At 40.8% G+C, this 20,153-nt stretch carries 21 protein-coding genes; 9 read left to right on the plus strand and 12 right to left on the minus strand.

From position 1 onward, the window contains the following. Positions 1-71: 71 nt before the first annotated feature. The gene (locus TY87_RS22945) at positions 72-206 is read right to left on the minus strand and encodes an entericidin EcnAB (protein WP_100188313.1); all 135 of its coding nucleotides are present in this window, start codon (positions 204-206) and stop codon (positions 72-74) included. A 258-nt stretch (positions 207-464) separates the two neighbouring features. On the opposite strand from TY87_RS22945, the gene TY87_RS19320 reads away from it, so the two are divergent. Further along, on the plus strand, positions 465-1,298 hold the full coding sequence (locus TY87_RS19320) for an ion transporter (protein ID WP_100188314.1): 834 nt from the start codon (positions 465-467) through the stop codon (positions 1,296-1,298). Between the two features lie 84 nt (positions 1,299-1,382). Here the strand turns inward: TY87_RS19320 and TY87_RS19325 are convergent, their stop codons facing one another. Beyond that, entirely contained in the window at positions 1,383-3,092 is a 1,710-nt protein-coding gene (locus tag TY87_RS19325) for a diguanylate cyclase (protein ID WP_100188315.1), read from the minus strand. A gap of 468 nt (positions 3,093-3,560) precedes the next feature. Here TY87_RS19325 and TY87_RS19330 point away from each other — a divergent pair, with 468 nt between their 5' ends. Together TY87_RS19330 and TY87_RS19335 are read left to right on the plus strand one after the other, a co-directional pair. Beyond that, positions 3,561-3,884, plus strand: coding sequence for a helix-turn-helix domain-containing protein (locus tag TY87_RS19330; protein ID WP_442919216.1), 324 nt, complete (start codon positions 3,561-3,563; stop codon positions 3,882-3,884). Then, a complete protein-coding gene (locus TY87_RS19335; protein WP_100188316.1) occupies positions 3,874-5,223 on the plus strand; it encodes a type II toxin-antitoxin system HipA family toxin in 1,350 nt (449 codons plus the stop codon). The genes TY87_RS19330 and TY87_RS19335 overlap by 11 nt, the downstream gene beginning before the upstream one ends. A gap of 389 nt (positions 5,224-5,612) precedes the next feature. Here the strand turns inward: TY87_RS19335 and TY87_RS19340 are convergent, their stop codons facing one another. The 5 genes from TY87_RS19340 to TY87_RS19360 form a co-directional block, all read right to left on the minus strand. Next, complete coding sequence (locus TY87_RS19340; protein WP_100188317.1) at positions 5,613-7,520, minus strand: type I restriction-modification system subunit M; 1,908 nt, start codon at positions 7,518-7,520, stop codon at positions 5,613-5,615. A gap of 2 nt (positions 7,521-7,522) precedes the next feature. After that, positions 7,523-8,689, minus strand: a complete 1,167-nt coding sequence (locus TY87_RS19345) for a restriction endonuclease subunit S (protein WP_100188318.1) — start codon at positions 8,687-8,689, stop codon at positions 7,523-7,525. Next, the gene (locus tag TY87_RS19350) at positions 8,686-11,094 is read right to left on the minus strand and encodes a DEAD/DEAH box helicase family protein (protein ID WP_100188319.1); all 2,409 of its coding nucleotides are present in this window, start codon (positions 11,092-11,094) and stop codon (positions 8,686-8,688) included. Before TY87_RS19350 ends, TY87_RS19345 begins: the two co-directional genes overlap by 4 nt. Positions 11,095-11,574: 480 nt before the next feature. Then, positions 11,575-12,153: a hypothetical protein gene (locus TY87_RS19355; RefSeq protein WP_100188320.1), complete on the minus strand. Its 579-nt coding sequence runs from the start codon at positions 12,151-12,153 to the stop codon at positions 11,575-11,577. Further along, positions 12,095-12,595 (minus strand): hypothetical protein, encoded by a 501-nt coding sequence (locus TY87_RS19360; RefSeq protein ID WP_100188321.1) that lies wholly within the window; start codon positions 12,593-12,595, stop codon positions 12,095-12,097. The genes TY87_RS19355 and TY87_RS19360 overlap by 59 nt, the downstream gene beginning before the upstream one ends. A gap of 560 nt (positions 12,596-13,155) precedes the next feature. Here TY87_RS19360 and TY87_RS19365 point away from each other — a divergent pair. Continuing rightward, positions 13,156-13,797: an inovirus Gp2 family protein gene (locus TY87_RS19365; RefSeq protein WP_100188322.1), complete on the plus strand. Its 642-nt coding sequence runs from the start codon at positions 13,156-13,158 to the stop codon at positions 13,795-13,797. A gap of 167 nt (positions 13,798-13,964) precedes the next feature. On the opposite strand, the gene TY87_RS19370 is transcribed toward TY87_RS19365, so the two are convergent. Continuing rightward, the gene (locus TY87_RS19370; protein WP_100188323.1) at positions 13,965-14,456 is read right to left on the minus strand and encodes a lecithin retinol acyltransferase family protein; all 492 of its coding nucleotides are present in this window, start codon (positions 14,454-14,456) and stop codon (positions 13,965-13,967) included. A gap of 336 nt (positions 14,457-14,792) precedes the next feature. Continuing rightward, positions 14,793-14,942, minus strand: coding sequence for a hypothetical protein (locus TY87_RS22635; protein ID WP_100188324.1), 150 nt, complete (start codon positions 14,940-14,942; stop codon positions 14,793-14,795). 100 nt (positions 14,943-15,042) lie between these two features. On the opposite strand from TY87_RS22635, the gene TY87_RS19380 reads away from it, so the two are divergent. Further along, positions 15,043-15,267, plus strand: a complete 225-nt coding sequence (locus TY87_RS19380) for a helix-turn-helix domain-containing protein (RefSeq protein ID WP_198432141.1) — start codon at positions 15,043-15,045, stop codon at positions 15,265-15,267. 108 nt (positions 15,268-15,375) lie between these two features. On the opposite strand, the gene TY87_RS19385 is transcribed toward TY87_RS19380, so the two are convergent. The 3 genes from TY87_RS19385 to radC form a co-directional block, all read right to left on the minus strand. Continuing rightward, the gene (locus TY87_RS19385; RefSeq protein WP_100188326.1) at positions 15,376-15,936 is read right to left on the minus strand and encodes a tyrosine-type recombinase/integrase; all 561 of its coding nucleotides are present in this window, start codon (positions 15,934-15,936) and stop codon (positions 15,376-15,378) included. Between the two features lie 215 nt (positions 15,937-16,151). Next, positions 16,152-16,592, minus strand: a complete 441-nt coding sequence (locus TY87_RS19390) for a DUF2787 domain-containing protein (protein WP_198432142.1) — start codon at positions 16,590-16,592, stop codon at positions 16,152-16,154. Between the two features lie 96 nt (positions 16,593-16,688). After that, on the minus strand, positions 16,689-17,177 hold the full coding sequence (gene radC / locus TY87_RS19395; RefSeq protein WP_100188328.1) for a RadC family protein: 489 nt from the start codon (positions 17,175-17,177) through the stop codon (positions 16,689-16,691). A gap of 249 nt (positions 17,178-17,426) precedes the next feature. Between radC and TY87_RS19400 the strand changes: the two genes are divergently transcribed. From TY87_RS19400 to TY87_RS19410, 4 genes are all read left to right on the plus strand, one after another. Beyond that, on the plus strand, positions 17,427-17,870 hold the full coding sequence (locus tag TY87_RS19400) for an RNase H family protein (RefSeq protein ID WP_100188329.1): 444 nt from the start codon (positions 17,427-17,429) through the stop codon (positions 17,868-17,870). 172 nt (positions 17,871-18,042) lie between these two features. Beyond that, entirely contained in the window at positions 18,043-18,228 is a 186-nt protein-coding gene (locus TY87_RS19405) for an AlpA family phage regulatory protein (RefSeq protein ID WP_100188330.1), read from the plus strand. Positions 18,229-18,332: 104 nt separating this feature from the next. Further along, positions 18,333-18,458, plus strand: a complete 126-nt coding sequence (locus TY87_RS22950; RefSeq protein WP_269777520.1) for a hypothetical protein — start codon at positions 18,333-18,335, stop codon at positions 18,456-18,458. A 244-nt stretch (positions 18,459-18,702) separates the two neighbouring features. Continuing rightward, positions 18,703-20,151: an ATP-binding protein gene (locus tag TY87_RS19410; protein ID WP_269777521.1), complete on the plus strand. Its 1,449-nt coding sequence runs from the start codon at positions 18,703-18,705 to the stop codon at positions 20,149-20,151. Positions 20,152-20,153: the final 2 nt, after the last annotated feature.

Consider the following 20,153-nt stretch of genomic DNA (forward strand, 5'->3'; position numbering starts at 1 on the left):
AATAGAGTCCAACTTTATGGGGTCAGTTCAGAAGCGGGCTTTTAAATTTGGGGCTTCGCTTAAAGAATGGTTTATTCCGTTGCCTCATGAATCGTTTCTTTTGTGCTTTCGTAGGCTTTTGAGGAATCTTCTTTCACACCTTCCCAAGTATTGGAGCAGCCAGCTAGTACCAGTGTTACCGCAATTGCTAATAATGGAAACTTCATGTTTAAACCTCTCTTTAATATGAGTCATTACAGATTAGCAAAAAGTTTTGTAAAGAATAGTCCACTATTTTGATTTAACTTAGAACATATGGTTTTTTTACAGACTGTTTTCTATTCCCTGCTTACTGTAAACCTTATAGGAAAAATTCTTAAGCAGGTCCATGTATTGACATCAAAATAGATTGATCTTATTGGGCTCTAGCATAGAATGACGTCAATTTAGCCCTATTTGGGGGTGATTTAGTATTGAGGTGATAGATGCCCGGTTCAACAGCGGTTGCAACGAATTCCATGCGTCAGCGTTTAAAGGCCTTTATTGAAAATTTGCTAGTACAACGTATTTTATTGGCCTTGATTTTAATCAATGCCGTTATTCTAGGATTAGAAACCTCGCCTGAGGTGATGACAACAGCGGGCTCGTTTTTGATGGCATTGGATAAAGCCATATTGGCGGTGTTTGTTATTGAGCTCACTATTCGTTTGCTTGTGCACCGTTTTGCTTTTTTCAAAGACGGTTGGAATGTATTTGATTTTATTGTCGTGGGGATCGCATTAGTCCCAGCCAGCGGTCCTTTTGCTGTGTTGCGCGCGCTCAGAGTATTACGTGTATTACGCGTACTTACTTTCGTGCCATCAATGAGAAAAATTGTCGGTGCTTTAATCAAATCCCTGAATGGCATGTTGTCCATCGCCATGGTGTTGGGACTTGTGTATTACGTGGCTGCGGTGATGGTAACCAAGCTATTTGGTGAGGCTTTTCCAGAGTGGTTTGGCAGCTTAGGCGCTTCACTGTATACACTGTTCCAAGTCATGACCTTAGAAAGCTGGTCCATGGGTATTGCACGACCAGTGATGGAAGCCTTCCCTTACGCTTGGGCGTTCTTTATTCCTTTTATACTTATTGCCACTTTTACCATGCTCAACCTTTTCATCGCCGTCATCGTCAACGCTGTTCAGACTATGCATGACGATGATATCAAAGACGAGCTAGATGCTGAAAAAGCGACACAGCAGCAGTTATTGGAGCAAATGCAACAACTCCAACTCGAATTAAAGGCATTACGTCGAGACATTAATAAACCGCAGGAATAAGAAGGCGAGCCAAATTAAACCTATAGGCTATTACTACTTATTGGATGTTTGATGTAAGGCCGCTTTTCTCAACGTGTTGGGGCTCTAAACTTTATATACTAGAGATTGATTTCGGCCGTTTTCTTTAGCTTGATAAAGGGCTTTGTCAGCTTGGTTTATGCTGTTTTTTAGAATGGGGTTTTCTAAATCTATAGCTGCAATACCCGCGCTAATGGTGAAGTTAACGGATTGAGTGTTATTTAGTATTACAGTTGCTTTTGCTAGTTCTTGTCGTATCTGTTCAACCAAGTTGAATGCTTCACCTATTGATGTATTGGTCATTAAGATAATAAATTCCTCGCCGCCATAACGCGCTAAGACATCTTGTTGGCGACATTCCGCCATTAAGGTATTGGCCACTTGAATAATGACCTTGTCACCAAAGCTGTGCCCATGTGTGTCATTGACTTTCTTAAAGTGGTCAATATCAAGCATCGCTATGGCTGCGGGTTGCTGGAGCTGTTTGGCTTGCTGCAATAGATATTCTGCTTCTGTATTGAAGTGACGTCGATTAAATAGTTGAGTGAGTGAATCTGTCGACGCTAATAATTTCAGCTCATCTTGCGCGGCCTTCATGGTTTCCAATGAACGAATGCGATACGCAATGATGAGAGATAATACCAGCGCCTCAAGCATGATACCGATGCCAACGCCGTGGCTATTGATATAAGTAAATTCGGCTTTGCCTTTGTAAAATAACACGGCCATGGTGCTAAATATGGCGAATAGACCGTGACCCAGCAAAAAGAAAGGTGCGATAGGATGCTTTCGGATCAGCATAGAAATAGTCACAGAAATACTGACGACCATCATGATAGCTGCCAAAGTACTGGAATAGTTAAGGGCCGTTATCATATCAAACAGGCCATAAACAAAGTCACAGATTAGTAAGGTAAGAATTGAAAGCAGTGCCCAATGCTCTATGGGGTATTTCTTCTTAGTTTCAAAAATATTGATCATGAAAAGCAGTAAGAATATAGGCATAGCCACTAGCGATAAATGCCATTTTAAGGTGATCGAGCCGTACACATTAAAAAGGTCAGCGAGTAATCCATAAGAGAGCGCAACCCAAAAACCACCAGCAACTAGATAGCAGGCGTAAAAGAAGTGCTCTCTTAAACGCGAAGAAAAAAATAGCAGGAAGTTGTAGATTATCAGTGCCAATAACATACCGGCAAGCAAGGCGATGTCTGTGTATAAACCCAATAAGGCTCTTTTAGACTGGTCTTCATCGTATAGATTAAGAGTGAACCATTGATGCGAAAAAGACTGGCTTTTGACAAACAATGTTTTGTGCTGGTTCGGCTCTAATGTGATATCAAACACAGCGCTACCACGATACATCCACTGTTGTGTTTCTTTTCTATCCATATCAAGCACGCGTTCACGGGTTAGCGTGCCATTTACTACTTCATAAAGTTCTACTTTGTGATTGTGATACGCATAAGGATGGTGAAGATACACTTTAACTGGCGTCGTATTTTCGTTCTCAATTTCGATTTTCGCCCACGTCATCCTTGATGTTGTGCCTAATGACACGCCATTTGGAGATAACTGGAACTCTTGTTTTTGTACATCCGAGAAAAGCATTCCCTCTGTTTTATCAACAAAGTATCCCATCTGAAATTGCTCTAATTTTACAGATGAACCTTGAATGACTTGCGTGGGAATATCAGCCAGAGCCACAGCAGAGACCAAAACGCACCACAGCATTATAAATAAACGAGTAAAAAGTAGTGGGCGATTAAACATCATGAATCATCTTCCGTAACGAGAGCTGTGTTTTGCATTTTTCGTTGAGGAATGCATTCTAGCCGATTGATCAAAAAAAGATCGTGTGTGAATTGTTTGTATTTGTAGCGTTGTTATTAAGAAGATAATAAGAAGGGTATGGGGAATATCTGCATTTCAGATGACATTCCCCAGAGCAGGATTATTCAATGTTCTGTATCTGCTCATTGAGTAGCGGCCTAGACCCCAACAAACTCAATGAGTTATCGAAAAGAAACCGTTCAAAAATGCCTGTTTGCCCACCAAACTGCCCACCACGTGCCTATGGCTTTTACTAAATCTTAGTGGTTAGCAATGGAAAAACAGTGCCGTTTTTATGCTGCTGTTAGGGTCTAGAAATGGCAGTTTTGAAAGGCTTTATCGAGTAATTATTTCAACACTTCATTTAATAATGGATACAATAATATCCACTTTTTGTTTTATTTCGCTATAATGGATATAACTGTATCTATTTGGTCTTTTCGGATGAATTTTACTTTACTTGATGATACCGATGTAAGCCAAGCCTATGCGGCTTATTTACGTGAGTTACGAAAGCAGGCAAAGCTGTCACGAGCGGCGCTTGCTGAGCGAAGCTGCGTACCTGCGGCCACCATTAAGAAGTTTGAGCTGACCGGGCAAATTTCATTTCGCCAATTATTGTTGCTTTGGCAGACCCTCGATTCATTGGATAGGCTTTATCAGCTCACACAACCTAACAAAGAACGCGCTGCTATGCCCACGAGTATTGATGAGGTGCTAAAAGATGAGTTTTAAACCCATTCAAAAACTCGCCGTAACTCGTACGTTAAGCTCTGGCGAGCAGCTCGCTGCCGGGGTCTTGGCGCAGAATCGGCAAGGCGTTTTTTTTCAGTATGCAGACAGCTATTTGCAGCAGTTTGGCAATTTATCACCTTTTACCTTGCAAGCGAACGAGCAAGTTCAAGCCGCACCTAGAGCGCCTCATCAAGGAGTACATGGCGTATTTGGAGATTGTTTACCCGATGGCTGGGGCATGCTGTTGCAAGATCGTATTTTCCGGCAAAAGGGCATCCTACCTAATCAATTAACGGCGATGGATAGACTGGCTTTTGTGGGTGATAAAGGAATGGGAGCATTGTCTTTTTCTCCGGTGTCTGAGTTTTTAGCCACCACGCACGCGGATATTGATTTAGCAACTTTGGGCTTAGAAGCACAAACGCTGTTCGATTCTTCGATGTCAGATTATATGGACGACAACCACGATGAGTTGGATGGGCATACGCAACAGGTGTTGGCTGCATTAGTCGCCGGAGGTAGCTCGGGTGGGGCAAGACCCAAGGCACAGATTTATATGCCTGCTGGAGAAACTCGGCATTGTCGAACCTTTGCACAGCCAGGTGATGAAGCGTGGCTGATTAAATTTACTTCTAAAAATCTCGCGCTCGGCCATGAAGAAGGTTTGTGTGAGGCAGTCTATTTACAAATGGCTGAGCAAGCTAAGTGTCAACCACCGCTATGGCAACTCATTGAAGCACCATCCTCAAGCGGTGCATCTGCCTGGTTAGCACTTAAGCGTTTTGATTATGTCACTGAACAGGCCGACTTAGGCAGCAATCGTAGTTCAGGTCGATTGCATATGCACAGCGCGTGTGGGCTGCTGGATGCAGATTTTCGAACACCAAGTTTAGATTACATTGATTTAATTAAAGCCAGCCGTCAGTTGTGTAAATCTCCAGCGGCTGGACAACTGCAATTTCGCCGCGCCATTTTTAACCTGCTGTCGTCTAATCAAGACGACCACAGTAAAAACTGGGCGTTTTTGCAAGCGGACGACGGTCAATGGGATCCTGCACCTTTTTACGATGTTACCTACAGCCCGCATCCATTTAATGAACACGCCACTGCGTTCGGAGGTTATGGTAAAGCGCCACCGCTTAAGGTGATGCAGAAACTGGCAGCAAGTGCTGGTTTTGCGAATTGGAATGATGCAAAGCAAGTCATTGAAGAAGTCGCAGAAGCCATCAGTCAATTTACGTATCTGGCACAGCAGCAAGGGATCAGTAAAACAACAGTGTCTGCGATTGCTAAGACATTGGATCAGCGCAAACAGGAAAATGCAGCGCTTTTTCAATGAAAGTAAAACAAACTATGCAATCCACAATAAATACAAGGTCTACAGGTTGTTACCCATAAAGTCACTTTGTGTAGACCTCTGAATAAAACGGAATAAAACGGGTCAGAGTTAAATTAAGCTAACGTTATTCCATAACCAGAATCAGAGAGCTAGTGAAGAGGTGGAGTCCACCTCTTCACTGCATTTATAGGCAGCTTAATAGAAGAATGCCTTACTCAATATTCTGGATCTGAATGATGATCTTTTGTTTAAGTATTTGATTTATATAATATTGCAGCTCATTTATTCTCTTTTTGTTACCGTTAATGTCACCAGTTTGGAATTGTTCGTTTTTTCAAAATCACCGCATGGTCTTGAACTGGAGGTTATATTCTTAAATGAATCTCAGATTATGCTAATAACTCTTCTAGTTTTTTCAATGCGTTTGCAATGACAGCCTCTTTCTCTTTGATACTTGAGATTATCTCCGCTGGCGTTCGGGTATCTTGTTCTACAACCGCATACGGGTTGACAGCCTTAAGATCAAACGTTGCAGCATCGATATCGGAGGCCTTAGTCTCTAGCGCTTTGGCCGCCTTTTGCTTCTGGACAATCTGTTCATTTACGGCATCTAGAGCTGTTTTCTCAGCTTTATCCTTTTTAAGTTGCTTATGCTGTTCTTTTAAATCAATAACCTCGGCTTTAATGACCGCGGCCTCTTCGAGTAAAGGCTGCATTTCTTCGCGGGCTTTAGCTCGGCGATTAGAAAAATCCACTGTCCAAGAATAGCGACTATCACCTTCTGGTTTGCCGTGGTTTTCCAACATACGAGCGTAGCTTGGGAACGGCTTATCCGAATGAGTTTTATCTTCGAACCAATCAGCGGTAAGACTATTGGGTAGTTGAGCATCGGGAAGAACTGTACCATCAGACGCTAAACCAAAGTGCGCTAGTGTTAATGGTGTTTTCTTACCGACTTTGATGTGTGATAAGTCGTAGTACCAAATTTTTTCGGTTTTCTTTCCTTTGGTAAAAAACAGTAGATTGGTTTTTACGCCCGCTCCCGCTGTTGAAAATACACCACCGGGTAAACTGACAATTGCCCATAGATTGCATTCATCTACAAGTTTTCGTTTGGTTTCGACAAAAGCGCTTTCGTTAGTGCGGAATAGCAGACCTTCATCCAATACGATTGCACAGGAGCCCTCAGGTGCAAGTTCACTTAAAATGTCCTGAACAAAAAGCACTTGAGTCGAACTGGTTTCAAATGCAAAGTTTTTCTGAGCGTCTTTGCCTTCTTTGCCACCAAACGGAGGGTTTGTCAAAATTACATCAAATTGCTTCGGGGCTTGCTCAAATAGTCCGGCGTAAGTAGCGCGGCGAGTTAATGAGTTGCCATGCCAAAGGTTGGGCTGGTCGATACCGTGTAGGACTAAGTTAGCCAGTGCTATAGGGATTACTAGGTTCTCTTTTTCTCGGCCAAAAAACGTATCGTATTTTAGTGTGTCGAGATCAGTACTCGCAGGGCTTTGTCCAAGTTGTCGGGCGATATGTTCATAAGCAATCGCAAGAAAGCCACCGGTACCACAACAAGGGTCATAAACGGTTTGACCTAGTTGTGGTTTCACTGTGTGAACCATTGCGCGAATGACTTCACGTGGAGTAAAAAACTGACCGCCGTCGGAGTTTTTCTCACCCATTTTCAGCAATAGGTCTTCATACACTTGTGATAGGGTGAAGAAGTGAGTGTCGTCAACATACTCAATATTGATCTCGTGCACTTTGTCCAGAATATCACGTAGATTAGCTTCGCTATCGACTCGAATGCGCTCCACAGCAGTCATAGTGCGACCTATGATACGCTGTTTTCGGCTAGCCTCAGGGGTGGGTAAACCGGTTTGCGGGTCTATATCCATGCTGTGCAGGTGGGGCAGCAACTCTTTATTGATAAAGTCGAACAATTTGCCATCACCTGCCGCAAATAACTCCTGTCGTTTCCAGCCGAATGGTTTTCCTTCTGCTGTTTTAGGGTGGTCACTTTTTTCAGAAAATGGAGCAGCCCAATCCTGCCAGCGGTATGGGCTGTTTAACGCAGGGGTAAAGTTGGCCCCTAATACTTCTGCTTCTTCGCGAGCTTTGGTTTCCTGCGCATCGAGAATACGTAAAAATAGAATCCAAGTTAGTTCGGGCACATATTGTAATGCGCTGCTACAATTTGAGCGTCGCATAACATCACAGATGCTCTTTACAAAAGAGGAAAGGGATTGAGTTGAGGCAATAGCCTTAGGTTGTTTGGTTGTCTTTGTTGCTTTAGCCATAATTAATTCTCAAATGATTTGGCAAGTATACGGGCGGGCAGTTTTTCAATATCTGCTAATTTGGCTTTGGTGGATTGCTCTAGAGCGTCTATTTCTGTTATAGCCGATTGAATATGAGCAACTAACTCTAGCTGTTCAGCTTTTGTTGGGGCGGGCACTTCAAGTGCATTCAGAAGCGTACCATTAAGCGCTGATTGACTTCCTCCACGATCAGATGATAAATCTCGTAAATCTTGATAAGAAGATTTCATCCATAGATATAAAAACTCAGGCTCCCAAGTGTCGTTTGGCATTACAGCGAAACAGTTTTGGTTTGTCGTAGCTGGAATTTCTAAAATCGCGGATTGCCCGCGAGTCTTTCCTTGACCAATCATTGCAATCAGCACGCTCTTAGGCGGAAGTAATTTTACCGAACACTCAGCAAGAGCTAAATTAGAAATAGCTTCTTTAGTCGATGTTATAGGCGTAAAAGCGACTTCACCTGTTTTTACCCAAGCAATTTCCGCCGGTTCCCAATATTGCTTATTACCACGTGATGGTGTTGATCCGCTGGTAGTTGGAGCGTTGTCTCCCAAGCGTTTTTTCGGAACGGAATCAAGTTCAGCAAAGAACGCTTTTAGCATGCGAGTGCGTAATAGGTGAATATCACTTAACTGTACCTGTGCCGCCTGCCGGGCGTTTTCCACTTCTTCCAGTTGGGCTTTTAGATGGGAGGCGATTTGGCGTTGTTCGATGAGTGTTTCTGGAATTATAACCTCTTGATTTAAAAGTTGCTTCATGTCAGTCCGAGGCATTCTTGAACCGGTCTTATCGGCCATCGCAGCGTTAACAATTTTGTCTGTGCGAAGCAAGAAAGCTAGGAATTCCCGATCTACATCTACAGGCAATAATGGAATAATTTCGGTTGAACAGCGGCCATTGATTTTTGGAACTGCAACTTTGTTCAAGTAAGGGCGCAGTTTTCCATACAGCACATGTCTATTGTCAAAGGCAAAGGTTGTACTTTTACCTTCTGCTGAATTGTTGTTATAAGATAGAATCCTTCCTGTTCCCGATTCTACTTGTTCAAGTCCAAGATATGAGCGAGTCTCCGCCTTAGTCGAATTAGGCGGTACAATCACTTTGTCCTCTCTTGCGATTTTACTTAGTTGAAGCTTCTTCCATTTCATACTCCAAATAACCTTGTCTTAGCCTCACGCATCACTTGTACCGGAGCTCCTAAACCGCGCAAGGTATTTAAACCTCCAGCTAATTTAATCTCAGGCACTTCCCATAAGCTTGGAGTTTCTAGGGCATCGGTGCCACCTTGGGCAAATTGGTGTCCAAGGCCTTTCAACACAATTGCAGTTTTATCATTCATACTTTCAAACCAGTTTTGATTGTTGTTTATAAAATGTTCACCACGCTCAGGGCGTGTCAGGGCTCGTGTATGGTAGCCGTGGTGACCAAAAAAGTCGTATAAATCAAAATCGTTCATTTCATCTATTTCGCGGATCACTTCCGGGCTAAAATTATCGCCTAGCAGATGATCAATTAATTGTCGGCGCTTCTGAGTTTCAATCCATAGCGCACGGAAATCATTTAAATTACGTGCTTCGCTCAATACACATTGCATTACTTCTCGGCGGTATTCATCTACCGGTATTGGAGTGTCTCGTCCATCTCGTCGGCTGAGAATGAATCGCCCTTGCGGGTTGATAATCACGCTTTCCCCGCCGATTTCTGCTACGGTAGGACCGCTATTCCCACCGCCCCCACCGGGAGGCTCTCCACCACCACTTTTGCCACCAGAGCCAGAACGGGGTGGCTTAGTAATAAAATCAGTACCAAATAATTGGGTCACGTCGGTATAGTCGTATAGCCAGAATTTGTATTTTTGGGTTTCTTCGTGAATGCGGGTACCGCGGCCTACCATCTGATAAAACTTGATGGGCGATTGCAAGTAGCGGAAAAACACTACTGCGTTTAAACGCTCAATATCGACACCAGCTTCTAACAAGTCCACGGTACAAGCAATAAATGCCCGCTCAGCGGAGCCACGCATAGGTTCAATCATGTCCGAGCCGTTGTTAGCACCTCCCATACATTTAAACGCATAGTGGTCTTTAGGTGTTTGGCCGTGCTCTTTACACCAGCGAACGTACAAGTTGTTCATGTGTTGAGCCACGCGATCCGCGTGTATTTCACGGGTGCAGAAGACTATCACTTTCTGCTCTGGCCCGCCATTTTCACACAGTAGTTTGAATAGATCTGCGCACATTCTTGGCGTACGTAGTTCTATAAAAAGTTCATCGTCGAAGTCTTTGCCAGTGTATTCACTTTTGGTGAGGTCATCTTCCGTAAGTGGTAATCCCGTTTTTATATCCTTCACACCTGCTTTGAGTATTTCGTCCCTGGTAAAGGTGGCGTTATCAATACTTGCTTTACGTTTGACTATTTCACAGGCCGCGAGGTAGCCATCCTCCTGAGCTTGAATTAGCGTATATTCATAAACTGTCTCACCAAAATACTGGCGGTTATTGGCTGTTATTTCTTGGTCTTCTTGGCTTGCGTGTTTGGATTCTTCCAGTTTTCGCGGTGTCGCTGTTAGGCCTATATGAATTGCGTTCGGGTTACGTTTAAGCACTTCCGACCAACGTCCCCATGCCGAGCGATGGCATTCGTCGATAATAATTACACTAAAGGCATCTTCACCGTAATGCTCAGAAAGAAAACTTGCAAAACCGTCATCGTCATCAAGCCCCAGTGTTTGATAAGTTGCAATGTGAACGCGGGCATTTGCTGCTGCATTACCACCTTTTTCGGTTCGTACAATACGAGCATTATCGCCAAAAGCTGCTTTGAGTTTTGTGTATGCTTGCTCGCGCAATTCATCACGGTCACACAAAAATAGTGCGGGTTTAGGTAATTGACCTGCCTGACTCATACGCCAAAGCAGGTTGGTGGCAATAATGGTTTTGCCAGCACCTGTGGCTAGGGTGAGTAAGACACGTGGTGGGTTACCTGCCTGTTGTTCGAGTAGAATTTTCTCAAACGCTGCGCGGATAGCGGCATCCTGATAGTAGCGAGATTGCGACCAAGCAGGACTATCAGCCTGAAATAGCATTGCTGAGGCCGGTTGGCTTATATCTATACCTATGTCTTTCGCATAGCGAGCGGTTAAATCAGCATGAGGAGGAAAGTTTGTAAACGGAAATGGTCCATTCTGTAAACTGGTGGTGCAATCAAACTCGCCATAGAGATGTCCGTTTGTGGAAAACACATATTTAACATCAAAGCGTTCGCAATCTGCATAGCCCTTGGCCTGTTGCATTCCTTTGAGAGGATCTTCGCTTTCTCTTTTTGCTTCGAGAACGGCGACTGGGAGAGCCTTAGGCATAGGATCAATCTTCACACAAAGGAGGTAATCGGTTCTACCTGGGCCTTTGCGACGGCGTCCTTTGCTACCACTAGGTTCAACTGGAGCGGGTGTTAAAATAGTTTCTAGGGTTATTCGATCTTTGTTGACGTATCCTTTGTCACGTAAAACTGGGTCTATAAGATGATAACGGGTATCCGCTTCATTCATGCTCATGATTTTTTAGTCCTTATTCTTAAAATTTTTTATGACTAGATAGATTAGTTTTTATGTTTATCTCATCTTGGAAGCCACTAGAAACCTAAACTGAATACAAAGCCCATGAGTAGTTACCTCATAGAACTTACGGGAAATAAAATCTAACCTACTGTTTTATTGTAATTAATAAAACGGGTCAGAGTTAAATTAAGCTAACGTTATTCCATAGCCAGAATCAGAGAGCTAGTGAAGAGGTGGAGCTCACCTCTTCGATCTATTTTGCAAGCTGTTCGATAGAAGAATGCCTTTACTCAATATTCTGGATCTGAATATCGAGTTAGTTTAAAAAGACTTGTTTATCAATAATTTATATGGTTTTTTTTGATTTTTTACCTTTTTAGCCACCAAATAGAAAATCAAGTTTGTCCCTTAGGTTACTAGATATCAGTAACAAGTAGCACTTTTTATTGCAAAATACTTCAGTTCAGACAGGTGAATTTATAAGCTATAAAATTTATTTATTTTTTCATATTGCTCATCTATTAGATATTTTATCATTTTTTGATTGCTGTAGCCTTTTTCCTTTGCTATATAGCTAAGCTTTTCTTTAGTTTCTCCTTTTATCAGTAATGTATCAGATTTCTTTTCTTTAGATCTATCTCTATATGTCTTTTGGTTCCATGCGGACTTGATTTTTTTGATAAATAAGTCGAATTCGTCTGGATTTATCAATGATTTATAATCAAATATTGCAACAAGAGCTAGGTATTTTTCATTCATATTTATTGGTAACCATGGTAGTTGGTTATCTTTATCATAACTTAATTGGTAGTTTAGGCAGAAATTTATTTTCTCTTCATCATCACGTTTAAGCCATTTAATAAAATTATAATTACTTTCCGAGTGATAGCATTCCCCCCATAGTTCACTTAAAAACCATACAGTATATTTTTGACCTTCTAGGTTTATATTGCTATTTTTAAATGAATTTTTTATAAAATCTATTCTATTATTATTACTATTTAAATTTGCATTTTTTGGTAGATAAACTCTTAGGCGTTTTTCTGGATTCCTCAAAAAATGCTCTACAGTTAATGGTTTTATTCTGGGTAATTTTTTTTTCACTATGAATTAATCTCATTTCGCCTTCGAAAGCGGTATTATTAAATCTTCCAGGTTCTTCATTGTTTTCTTCTATAGAGTTTAATGAATGGTGCATTTTTAAAAAAATAACACAGAACCCGATGGCTCTATCATTTTTTTTTAGCCAAAAAAAATCAGCGTCAGATAACTGTTGGAGATTATTAAAATCATCTTTTAATTTTTTTGACAGGTCTTCAATATTCTTTCTATCTACAAAAAACTGGATCTCTTCATTAAGCTTTCTGTTTAGAGCGTGAGATGTTTCTGTTGCTTTTATTATTTCTTTTGCGTCTATATTGATTTCTTCCTCAAGTCTATTTGCATAGTAAATAGCCTCTCTCCATGATTTTGCTTCTAACTTATCTGACGCGCTCATATCAATTTTTCCTTGTGTTGATAGTCCATAAATGAGTTATTTAGTCGTTATTTTTGCTGATTATAGCGTTGTTTTTTGTTGATTATAACGTTATTTTTTAGTGATTGGTTGTTTGTGAAATTAAGGTTAAAACATACTAGATATGCTGGATTGTAAGCTGGATTGTAAGCTGGATTTTGCCATATAAATGAGATGTAAAAGATTAAATTGCTTCATAGGGATTTATGTAAGAGGCCCTTAATCGACCATGGTCGATTAAGGGCCTCTTTTTAGACTTACATGATTGTATGGCGCAGGCTTTTCTTAGTGGGCTATAGTCACAGATAGGTGTAGTACGAATAATAATGACTATTTCTGGATGTAAGTAAAAATAGTGCTATTATTTTCCTCATTAAATCTGTCTATGTTTTTATCAGAGTGATATATAGGTTTTATTGCACTATATATAAGCGATAGATGCTGGTAATTTGTTCGGGATTGGTTAGTATTAGATGATTTAATAGCATTAAATTAATACATTGCTGCTAGTCCTATGACAAAATTAAATAGGACTAGCAGCAATGAAATTCAATGATCAAGGCCATTCCCTATATTATGGTTCTAAATATCAAGGCGTAAGGGTATATACCAAAAAAGGTGCTCTTGTTGAAAATTATTTAGTTAAAACTTTTCATACGATTAAACAGGCGATAAAGTCAAACCCTCGGACATTTGCTATACGATTTGATTTACATTTTTTTCCTGAAATTGAAAGCTCTGAAAGCTTTATTATCACTAAATTCTTTGAGTCTTTAAAGGCACAGATAAAGGCAAATCGTACTAAAGCGTCCAGAAATAATGTACGGACACATCTGAGTGATGTTAGATATGTATGGTGCAGAGAACGAGAAAAAAGTAAGAACGCACATTATCATGTTCTGCTTTTATTTAATGCCGATGCCTTTGATTCTTTAGGAAAGGTAAATGCGCATGAGGGAAACATGGCTGGGCGAATCAAAAAAGCATGGGCTAGTGCATTAGGGTGTCTGGTGGAAGATATCGACACACTAGTTCATTTTTGTGAAAAAGGTACATATAAAATTATGCCAAGTAATTATGAGACACAATTGCCTTTATTGTTATACCGAGCTAGCTATTTATGCAAAGCGATAACTAAAGACTTTGGCGATTATCGTCATGCCTTTGGTTGCAGCCGTCATTAGCTTTGTTTGGTCGTTATGCCTTATTAAGCAATCATGAGGGTTGTTTAGGTAGGTATTTATCAAAGATCAGTTATGTAGCAAAAAAGAACTAAGCGCTATGGAGAACGCAGCCGTTGCTTTGGCTGTAGTTCTCGTTAGAAAGTTGAAGGGGCTCATAAGCCCCTTCCTTATCGCTTTGCTAAATCCCATGCTCTCCATTGGGATGATCCTAAAAATAGCTTAGTGTCCTTTTTGAGCTGTCTGAGAGTGAAGGTATTCGATGTAAAATCCCCTGTAATGCAGTAGCTACAAAATTGGTGGCAATTATTGCTTAGAAGGGAATATTCACTTTTGGCTCCAATCATCCTTTCTGCGTCATTGGCAATACTCTCAAGTCCTATCGGGTCCCCGTTGCTATCACAGCTTACATAAATGGTAATGGCGCTAACCGTGTCTTTGAATTGATTTATCGATACGATTTCAACCAGCCCTCGACCATTCTTGTGGACTACTTGTTTATTGCCAACATAGACACCGGAGTGTTCACCAACGCCAAATGCTAAGTCACAATAAAGAATACTTCCTCTAACGGGTCCATCCGTTTTCCAGAAGAGGTTGTCGGTTAGGCTTTTCGCTAAATTGCCTATCAGTATATTTCCTAAGAGTGCTAATGGATTCATTGTGTTTTACTCCGTTTAGTCCGCGTAGAACGAGGTAAGGTTATGGGGATAGTTAAGGTCGAGCTGCTAGCCGTTCTATGGCTACAGCTCAAGTGAAACAAAGTCTTTGTCGGCAACTAGCTTTGAAAGCTACCGTTATGAGGCATTAGATGATCTGGTAGGAATGTCCGATTTATTTAGAAACGGTAGCTGACTTAGATGTTGTGTTAGTGGTTAAACACTAATTACTGACTACCGTTTTAGTTCCCTTCATCCCATAGTCAGTACCTGGCTGTTTATTACCCAGTTAATTTACAGGGAAGGGCGAAGTTTTGACGCTGACGGGCTTGATGCTTCTTAATCTGCAACGACTTTATAAAGAATCCATGCCAATATAGGGTCAATTACCAGTCCGAGTATAAGCCACCAAATAAAGCTGCGACCATTACTCTTCGCATACAACGCAAGTATAAAAGCGAAAAATACCCATAAAAGCACTAATATCATAATTTATTCTCCTATTTGAATTGTTTGCACCTATATGGGTGCCATTTGAATAGTACATTAAACATAATCTACCTGCACCCATAAAGGTGCAGGTGTGTTTGTGAACAAGATTGAGAAAAACATTACTGGAAATCAAATCCGCAATATCAGATTGTCTAAGCAGCTCTCTCAGCAAGATGTTGAACGCATGTGTAGTCTGAAGGGGGTTGATATGACAAGAAGCAAATTAGCCAAGGTTGAGTCTGGCATGGTCCGTGTGACGGATGAGATGCTAAAGAACCTTGCAGATGTTTTGAATGTCAGTGTCGAAGAGTTTTTCTATTAATAGCTGCTCCAGCAATGAATAACTTATTTAATATTGCGGTTTAAACAACCTCTTAAGCTATATGCTGCAAGGGATTGTTGCTCCCGCTCCCTCACTAAATAATCTGACTTAAAGTTCAAGAGAGACAAAGTCTTTGTCGACTTCATCCTGGGTGATGCCTATATAGCGCAAGGTAACTCCCTCAGAGCTATGGCGAAGCATCTTCATTACTCGCGCAATGTCCTTAGTTGCTTGATATAAAAAGTAACCACGCGTTTTACGCATAGAGTGGGTGCCAAGAGTAATATTGACCTCTTTTCCAACTTGCTGAAATGCCATAGACACTGCACGCCGTGAAAGCGGCTGCGGTGCTTTATGCTTTATTTGTTGGCATCGGTGGGATTGGAACAGGTAAGTATGTGTCGGGTACTGCGTTTGAATTTTTGAAATAAGCTCCAGTGTTTTGGTGTTCAATTGAATGTTGGCTACCTTGCCCGTTTTGCTTTCACGAATGATGAGACGGTTTCCGTGAATGTCTTCAAAGCGAATAGAAAGTAAATCGGAAATTCGTAATGCTAGGTTGAGTCCAATATTCCATACGTCTGCCATCTGCGGATTAAAGCGAACAGATAACAGGTGGCCGATAAGACGGATAGTGTCGTTATCTTTTACCGCTTGTACTTCAGCCATGGTCTGCTTCCTTTTTTGATTGTAGGGATAGGTTTTGAGAAGCACAGAGGGAGGGCGATAGCTAACCCCTTATTCTACGTGGGTTTGCAGCTTCCCGTTTTAACAATATGGGAAGCAGTTGCTTAGGCGCGTGTCTGTGCTAACGGTGTTAGTTTGTTGCGATAGATTGAAACGTGATGAACTGAAAAGATGAGTTTGCAGAGAGAGTGATGGTGTTAAAGACTTTGTATTCGAATCTGGTCGTAAACATCCATCTCTAAGTAAGCGATAAAATTACTTTCCCATAGCTGATAAAGCTCAGCCATCTCTGGCAACGAAATGTCTATCCAGCCAAAAGGACGAGAAAGGGCTAATGAGTTACCAAAATCAAAATCTAAGTCTCTTTCAAGTTCTTCTTGTGAATGCCCACAGTAACTGAAGTCCGTGATGTAGCTAATCACGTAATGGTGATCAGCCATTTTGATCAAAGAAATTTCAACAGGGTGATACCCACCTTTGGCTGCTGAGTAGCTGCTATCTCTAAAATTAATCGTGATGTGGTTGTCGTTTAGATCCACGACATGTTTACCAATAACGCGCCTTAGTTGATCCATAAACTCAGTAGAAATGGGTAACGCTGATTTGCAAAATGAAATAGCAGAAATTTGAGCAGACATAAGTACTCCTTGGTATTCGCTGAGTAACACCATTGGTAGATTGATCTAGAAAGAAAGGTTTTGTCAGATAAGGCTGTAGCTTCAATAGCGGGTAATTTAGAGCAGTCCTCTTTCCGCGAGTGACACACATTGTTCCCCCACGACGATATGGTCGAGCACCCGAACATCAATAAGCTTGAGTGCGCGGACTAACGTGTCGGTGATGTTTATGTCTGCTTGTGATGGCTCTGCTGAGCCTGACGGATGGTTATGAGCCAGAATGACAGCGGCAGCATTGGCATTTAAAGAAGCTTTAACCACTTCTCTTGGATAAACCGCAGCGGCATCAATCGTTCCAAAGAACAACTCTTCAAATCGAATTAACTGATGCTGGCTATCTAGCAGCATAAGAGCGAATACTTCTCGATCATAAGACCCAAGCTTTAGTTTTAGGTATTCCTTCACGTTGCTAGCGTTGGTGAATGTGCCTTCGCGTTTGTACTTCTGAGCAAGCGCATCAGCAGCTTGCTCAAGTAGCTCTGTTAAGTTTGAAGCTTGGTGTGATGGATAAGATGCATTATTGGATAACGGTTTAGATGAACGCATAGAGTGTCTCCTTTGACATGGTTAATGGGGCTATGCGTAACGATGATATATATCTGAAAAAGCTTTCGATGACAGAGAATGTAATGCGGTGAGAGGAGATAGCTCGTTAAGGTGAAAAATTACATATGCAGTCTTGTTATGACAGGAACAGCACAACAAGACGACTCAACTAAATTGAGTATTTAAAAATCAACATAATAGAGCCGGTGCAACTACGTATCGGCTTTTTAGTATCTGGACACGATTAAAATGACTAAAAAAATATATGTGGAATCGACTGTGGTAGATAAGCAAAGAGGCGGCCCTTGTGGTGGGACTGGTTTGGTTGCGCTTGATGATAACGGGCAGATTTCTTATGAGGATTCGGTGCGCTTTGAAAGCACAATAGAGCTGACGCGGTTAGAGCTATTGGCCTTCATTGAAGGGTTAGAGTTTGCTAGTGATAGCGATGTTATCTACTCAAGTAGTGAGTATTGCGTCAAAGGCTTTCATGAATGGTTAGATAGCTGGAAACGTCGAGGGTGGCGTAAGGCAAGTAAAAAGCCTATCGCGAATAGAGATCTTTGGCAGCTGGTGGATAAACTTCGATCAGAAAAGTTTGTAGAAGTCGAAAAGGTGGAAGCCTATTCAGCTGTGGCAGGGAAGGAAGCTGCCTATAAACTTGCGTATTCGGCGGCGAGCCAACAATTGTAATAACAAGAATCACTTGCTGGCAATGCCAGCAAGTGATTCTTGTTTTTTTGGCACTTTAAACGGTAGAGGCATTGTTAGGGATGTGAACAAGTCAGACGGGTAAGGAGGTAGCAAGTAAAAAATAACGCTGCGGCCCTTGTTATGACAGAAACAGCATGACAAGGACTACCCAATGAGATTTTTGAAACTACAACAAGTAATGGACAAAACATCTTTGTGCCGCAGCAGTATTTATAACCTGATTAACACTGGAAAATTTCCTAAGAACGTCACGGTGATGGGCAAGCGCAAAGCGTGGTTGGAAAGTGAGATTGAGGATTGGATGATAGAGAGGATGCAAGCAGCTGAACTAGATTAAGACTCAAAACTTCGATAAATTAACACCTATACATTGTTGCTTCCCCAATTTTCCCCTATCCTCTTTATTAATCATTAAAATAACATAATAGAGAGTACAACTGGATGATTGACCAAATCCTAACCCTTAAAGAAGTAGCTGCTTATCTAAAGTTGGAACAGGAAAGCGCACATCGACTTGGCGGTGGAAGCAAGCTACCTAGTATTGCAGTTGTAGGGCATCATGACTAGATTTCATCCTGTTACCTATAAAGCCTCCATATTTACTATTTGAAGACATCGAAATGTCTGTGGAACAGTTTTAATTAACTTATAGATCAACAGAGTGGTGTTATAAAAAAATATGAATGTCTTTCGTTTTAATGGTAAAAATAGGATGTAAGTTCTTGGTTATAAAACGCTTCTGGAGGCAACGCTGTCTAACTATATAAATGTAATTGATGCGACACCGAAGGCTGACTTTCTAATAAAGTCTATTGCCGAACAAGGTTATACTCTTGAGGCAGCAATTGCTGATTTAATCGATAACTCTGTTACAGCTAACTCTAATGTAATCCAAGTCTTGATAGATTCTGACATCGAGCCATTTCATCTATTTCTTGCTGATAACGGTGATGGCATGTCTATTGATGAGCTTATCCATAACATGCAATTTCCAAGTTCGAGTCCAGAGGGAGAAAGAACTAAGCTTGATTTAGGCCGATTTGGGCTTGGCATGAAGGCAGCCTCATTCTCTCAGACTCGGAAATTTACTGTATTGTCAAGAAAGCAAGGAGAAGAGGATTACTATGGCCTAACTTGGGATGTAGATCACTTAGAAAAAACCAAGAAGTGGGAGATTATAGTTAATAACCAGGCTGAAATTGATCAACTTGTAAGTGAATTTAATAAATTAAACAATGAATTTAACAGTCAGGTTTCAGAGTTTTCTCCAAATACGATAGTTATATGGTCAGGCCTTTATAAGTTTGAAAAATATCTTAAAGAGCACAATAGGAAAAAGGCATTACATCGAGAAATCGTTCAAAATACCACAGAGCATTTGGGGATCGTTTTCCATAGGTTTTTAGCAAACACTGAAGATCCATTAACTATTAGAGTTAATAACTCCCATATTAGGTCGTTTAACCCATTTCCTGAAAGTAAACAAAGCCTTAGAAAAATTGAGTTTAGGCAGAAAGATTTTGGTGACGACAATATAAAATTAGAAGGGTTTATTTTACCCTCATCCAGTATTAAAGAATCACAACAACCAGATAATGCTTGGACAACACCTAATAAAAGCTTGTTAGATATGGAAGGTGTATATATCTATCGCGCAAATCGATTGATAATTTATGGTGGTTGGAATGGCTTAATCAGAAAGGCTCCCAGAATCCAACTGGCTAGGTTAAGAGTTGATATTGGAAATAAAGCGGATCATTTACTCCACTTAAATGTAGCTAAATCTCAAGTTATGATCCCTCATGACTTAATTAAAGCTTTTAAAGGATATGTTGAAGAGCTAACAGCTGAAGCTGAAAAGGAATTTTATAATAGGGGTATAAAAAAATTTGATCATAACTCAAGTAATAAAGAAGCTAAGTTTCTTCGAAAAATTCATTCTAATAAAGGTCCGTTGCTAGAGATGAATTATGAATTTCCATTACTGAATGATTTGGTAGAGTCATGTGACTCAAAACAAAAAATTCAGTTGAATTTATTAGTTAGAATGATTAATACCACTATAAATAAAATTAGAGATACACATGAAGACGTACCTTTTTATAAATGCGAAGAAACTAAAAGTACTAATTTTGTTGAAGCCATTTTGAATCTAAAGAAACATGGTTATAGCAATGAATTTATTAAGAAAAATATTATCAATGAGCTAGGAATAGACCTAATTACGTTACCTGCTTATATTCTTGATATACTGGAGTAACA

The sequence above is a fragment of the Marinomonas sp. BSi20584 genome (genome assembly GCF_002792415.1).
Taxonomy (GTDB): domain Bacteria; phylum Pseudomonadota; class Gammaproteobacteria; order Pseudomonadales; family Marinomonadaceae; genus Marinomonas; species Marinomonas polaris.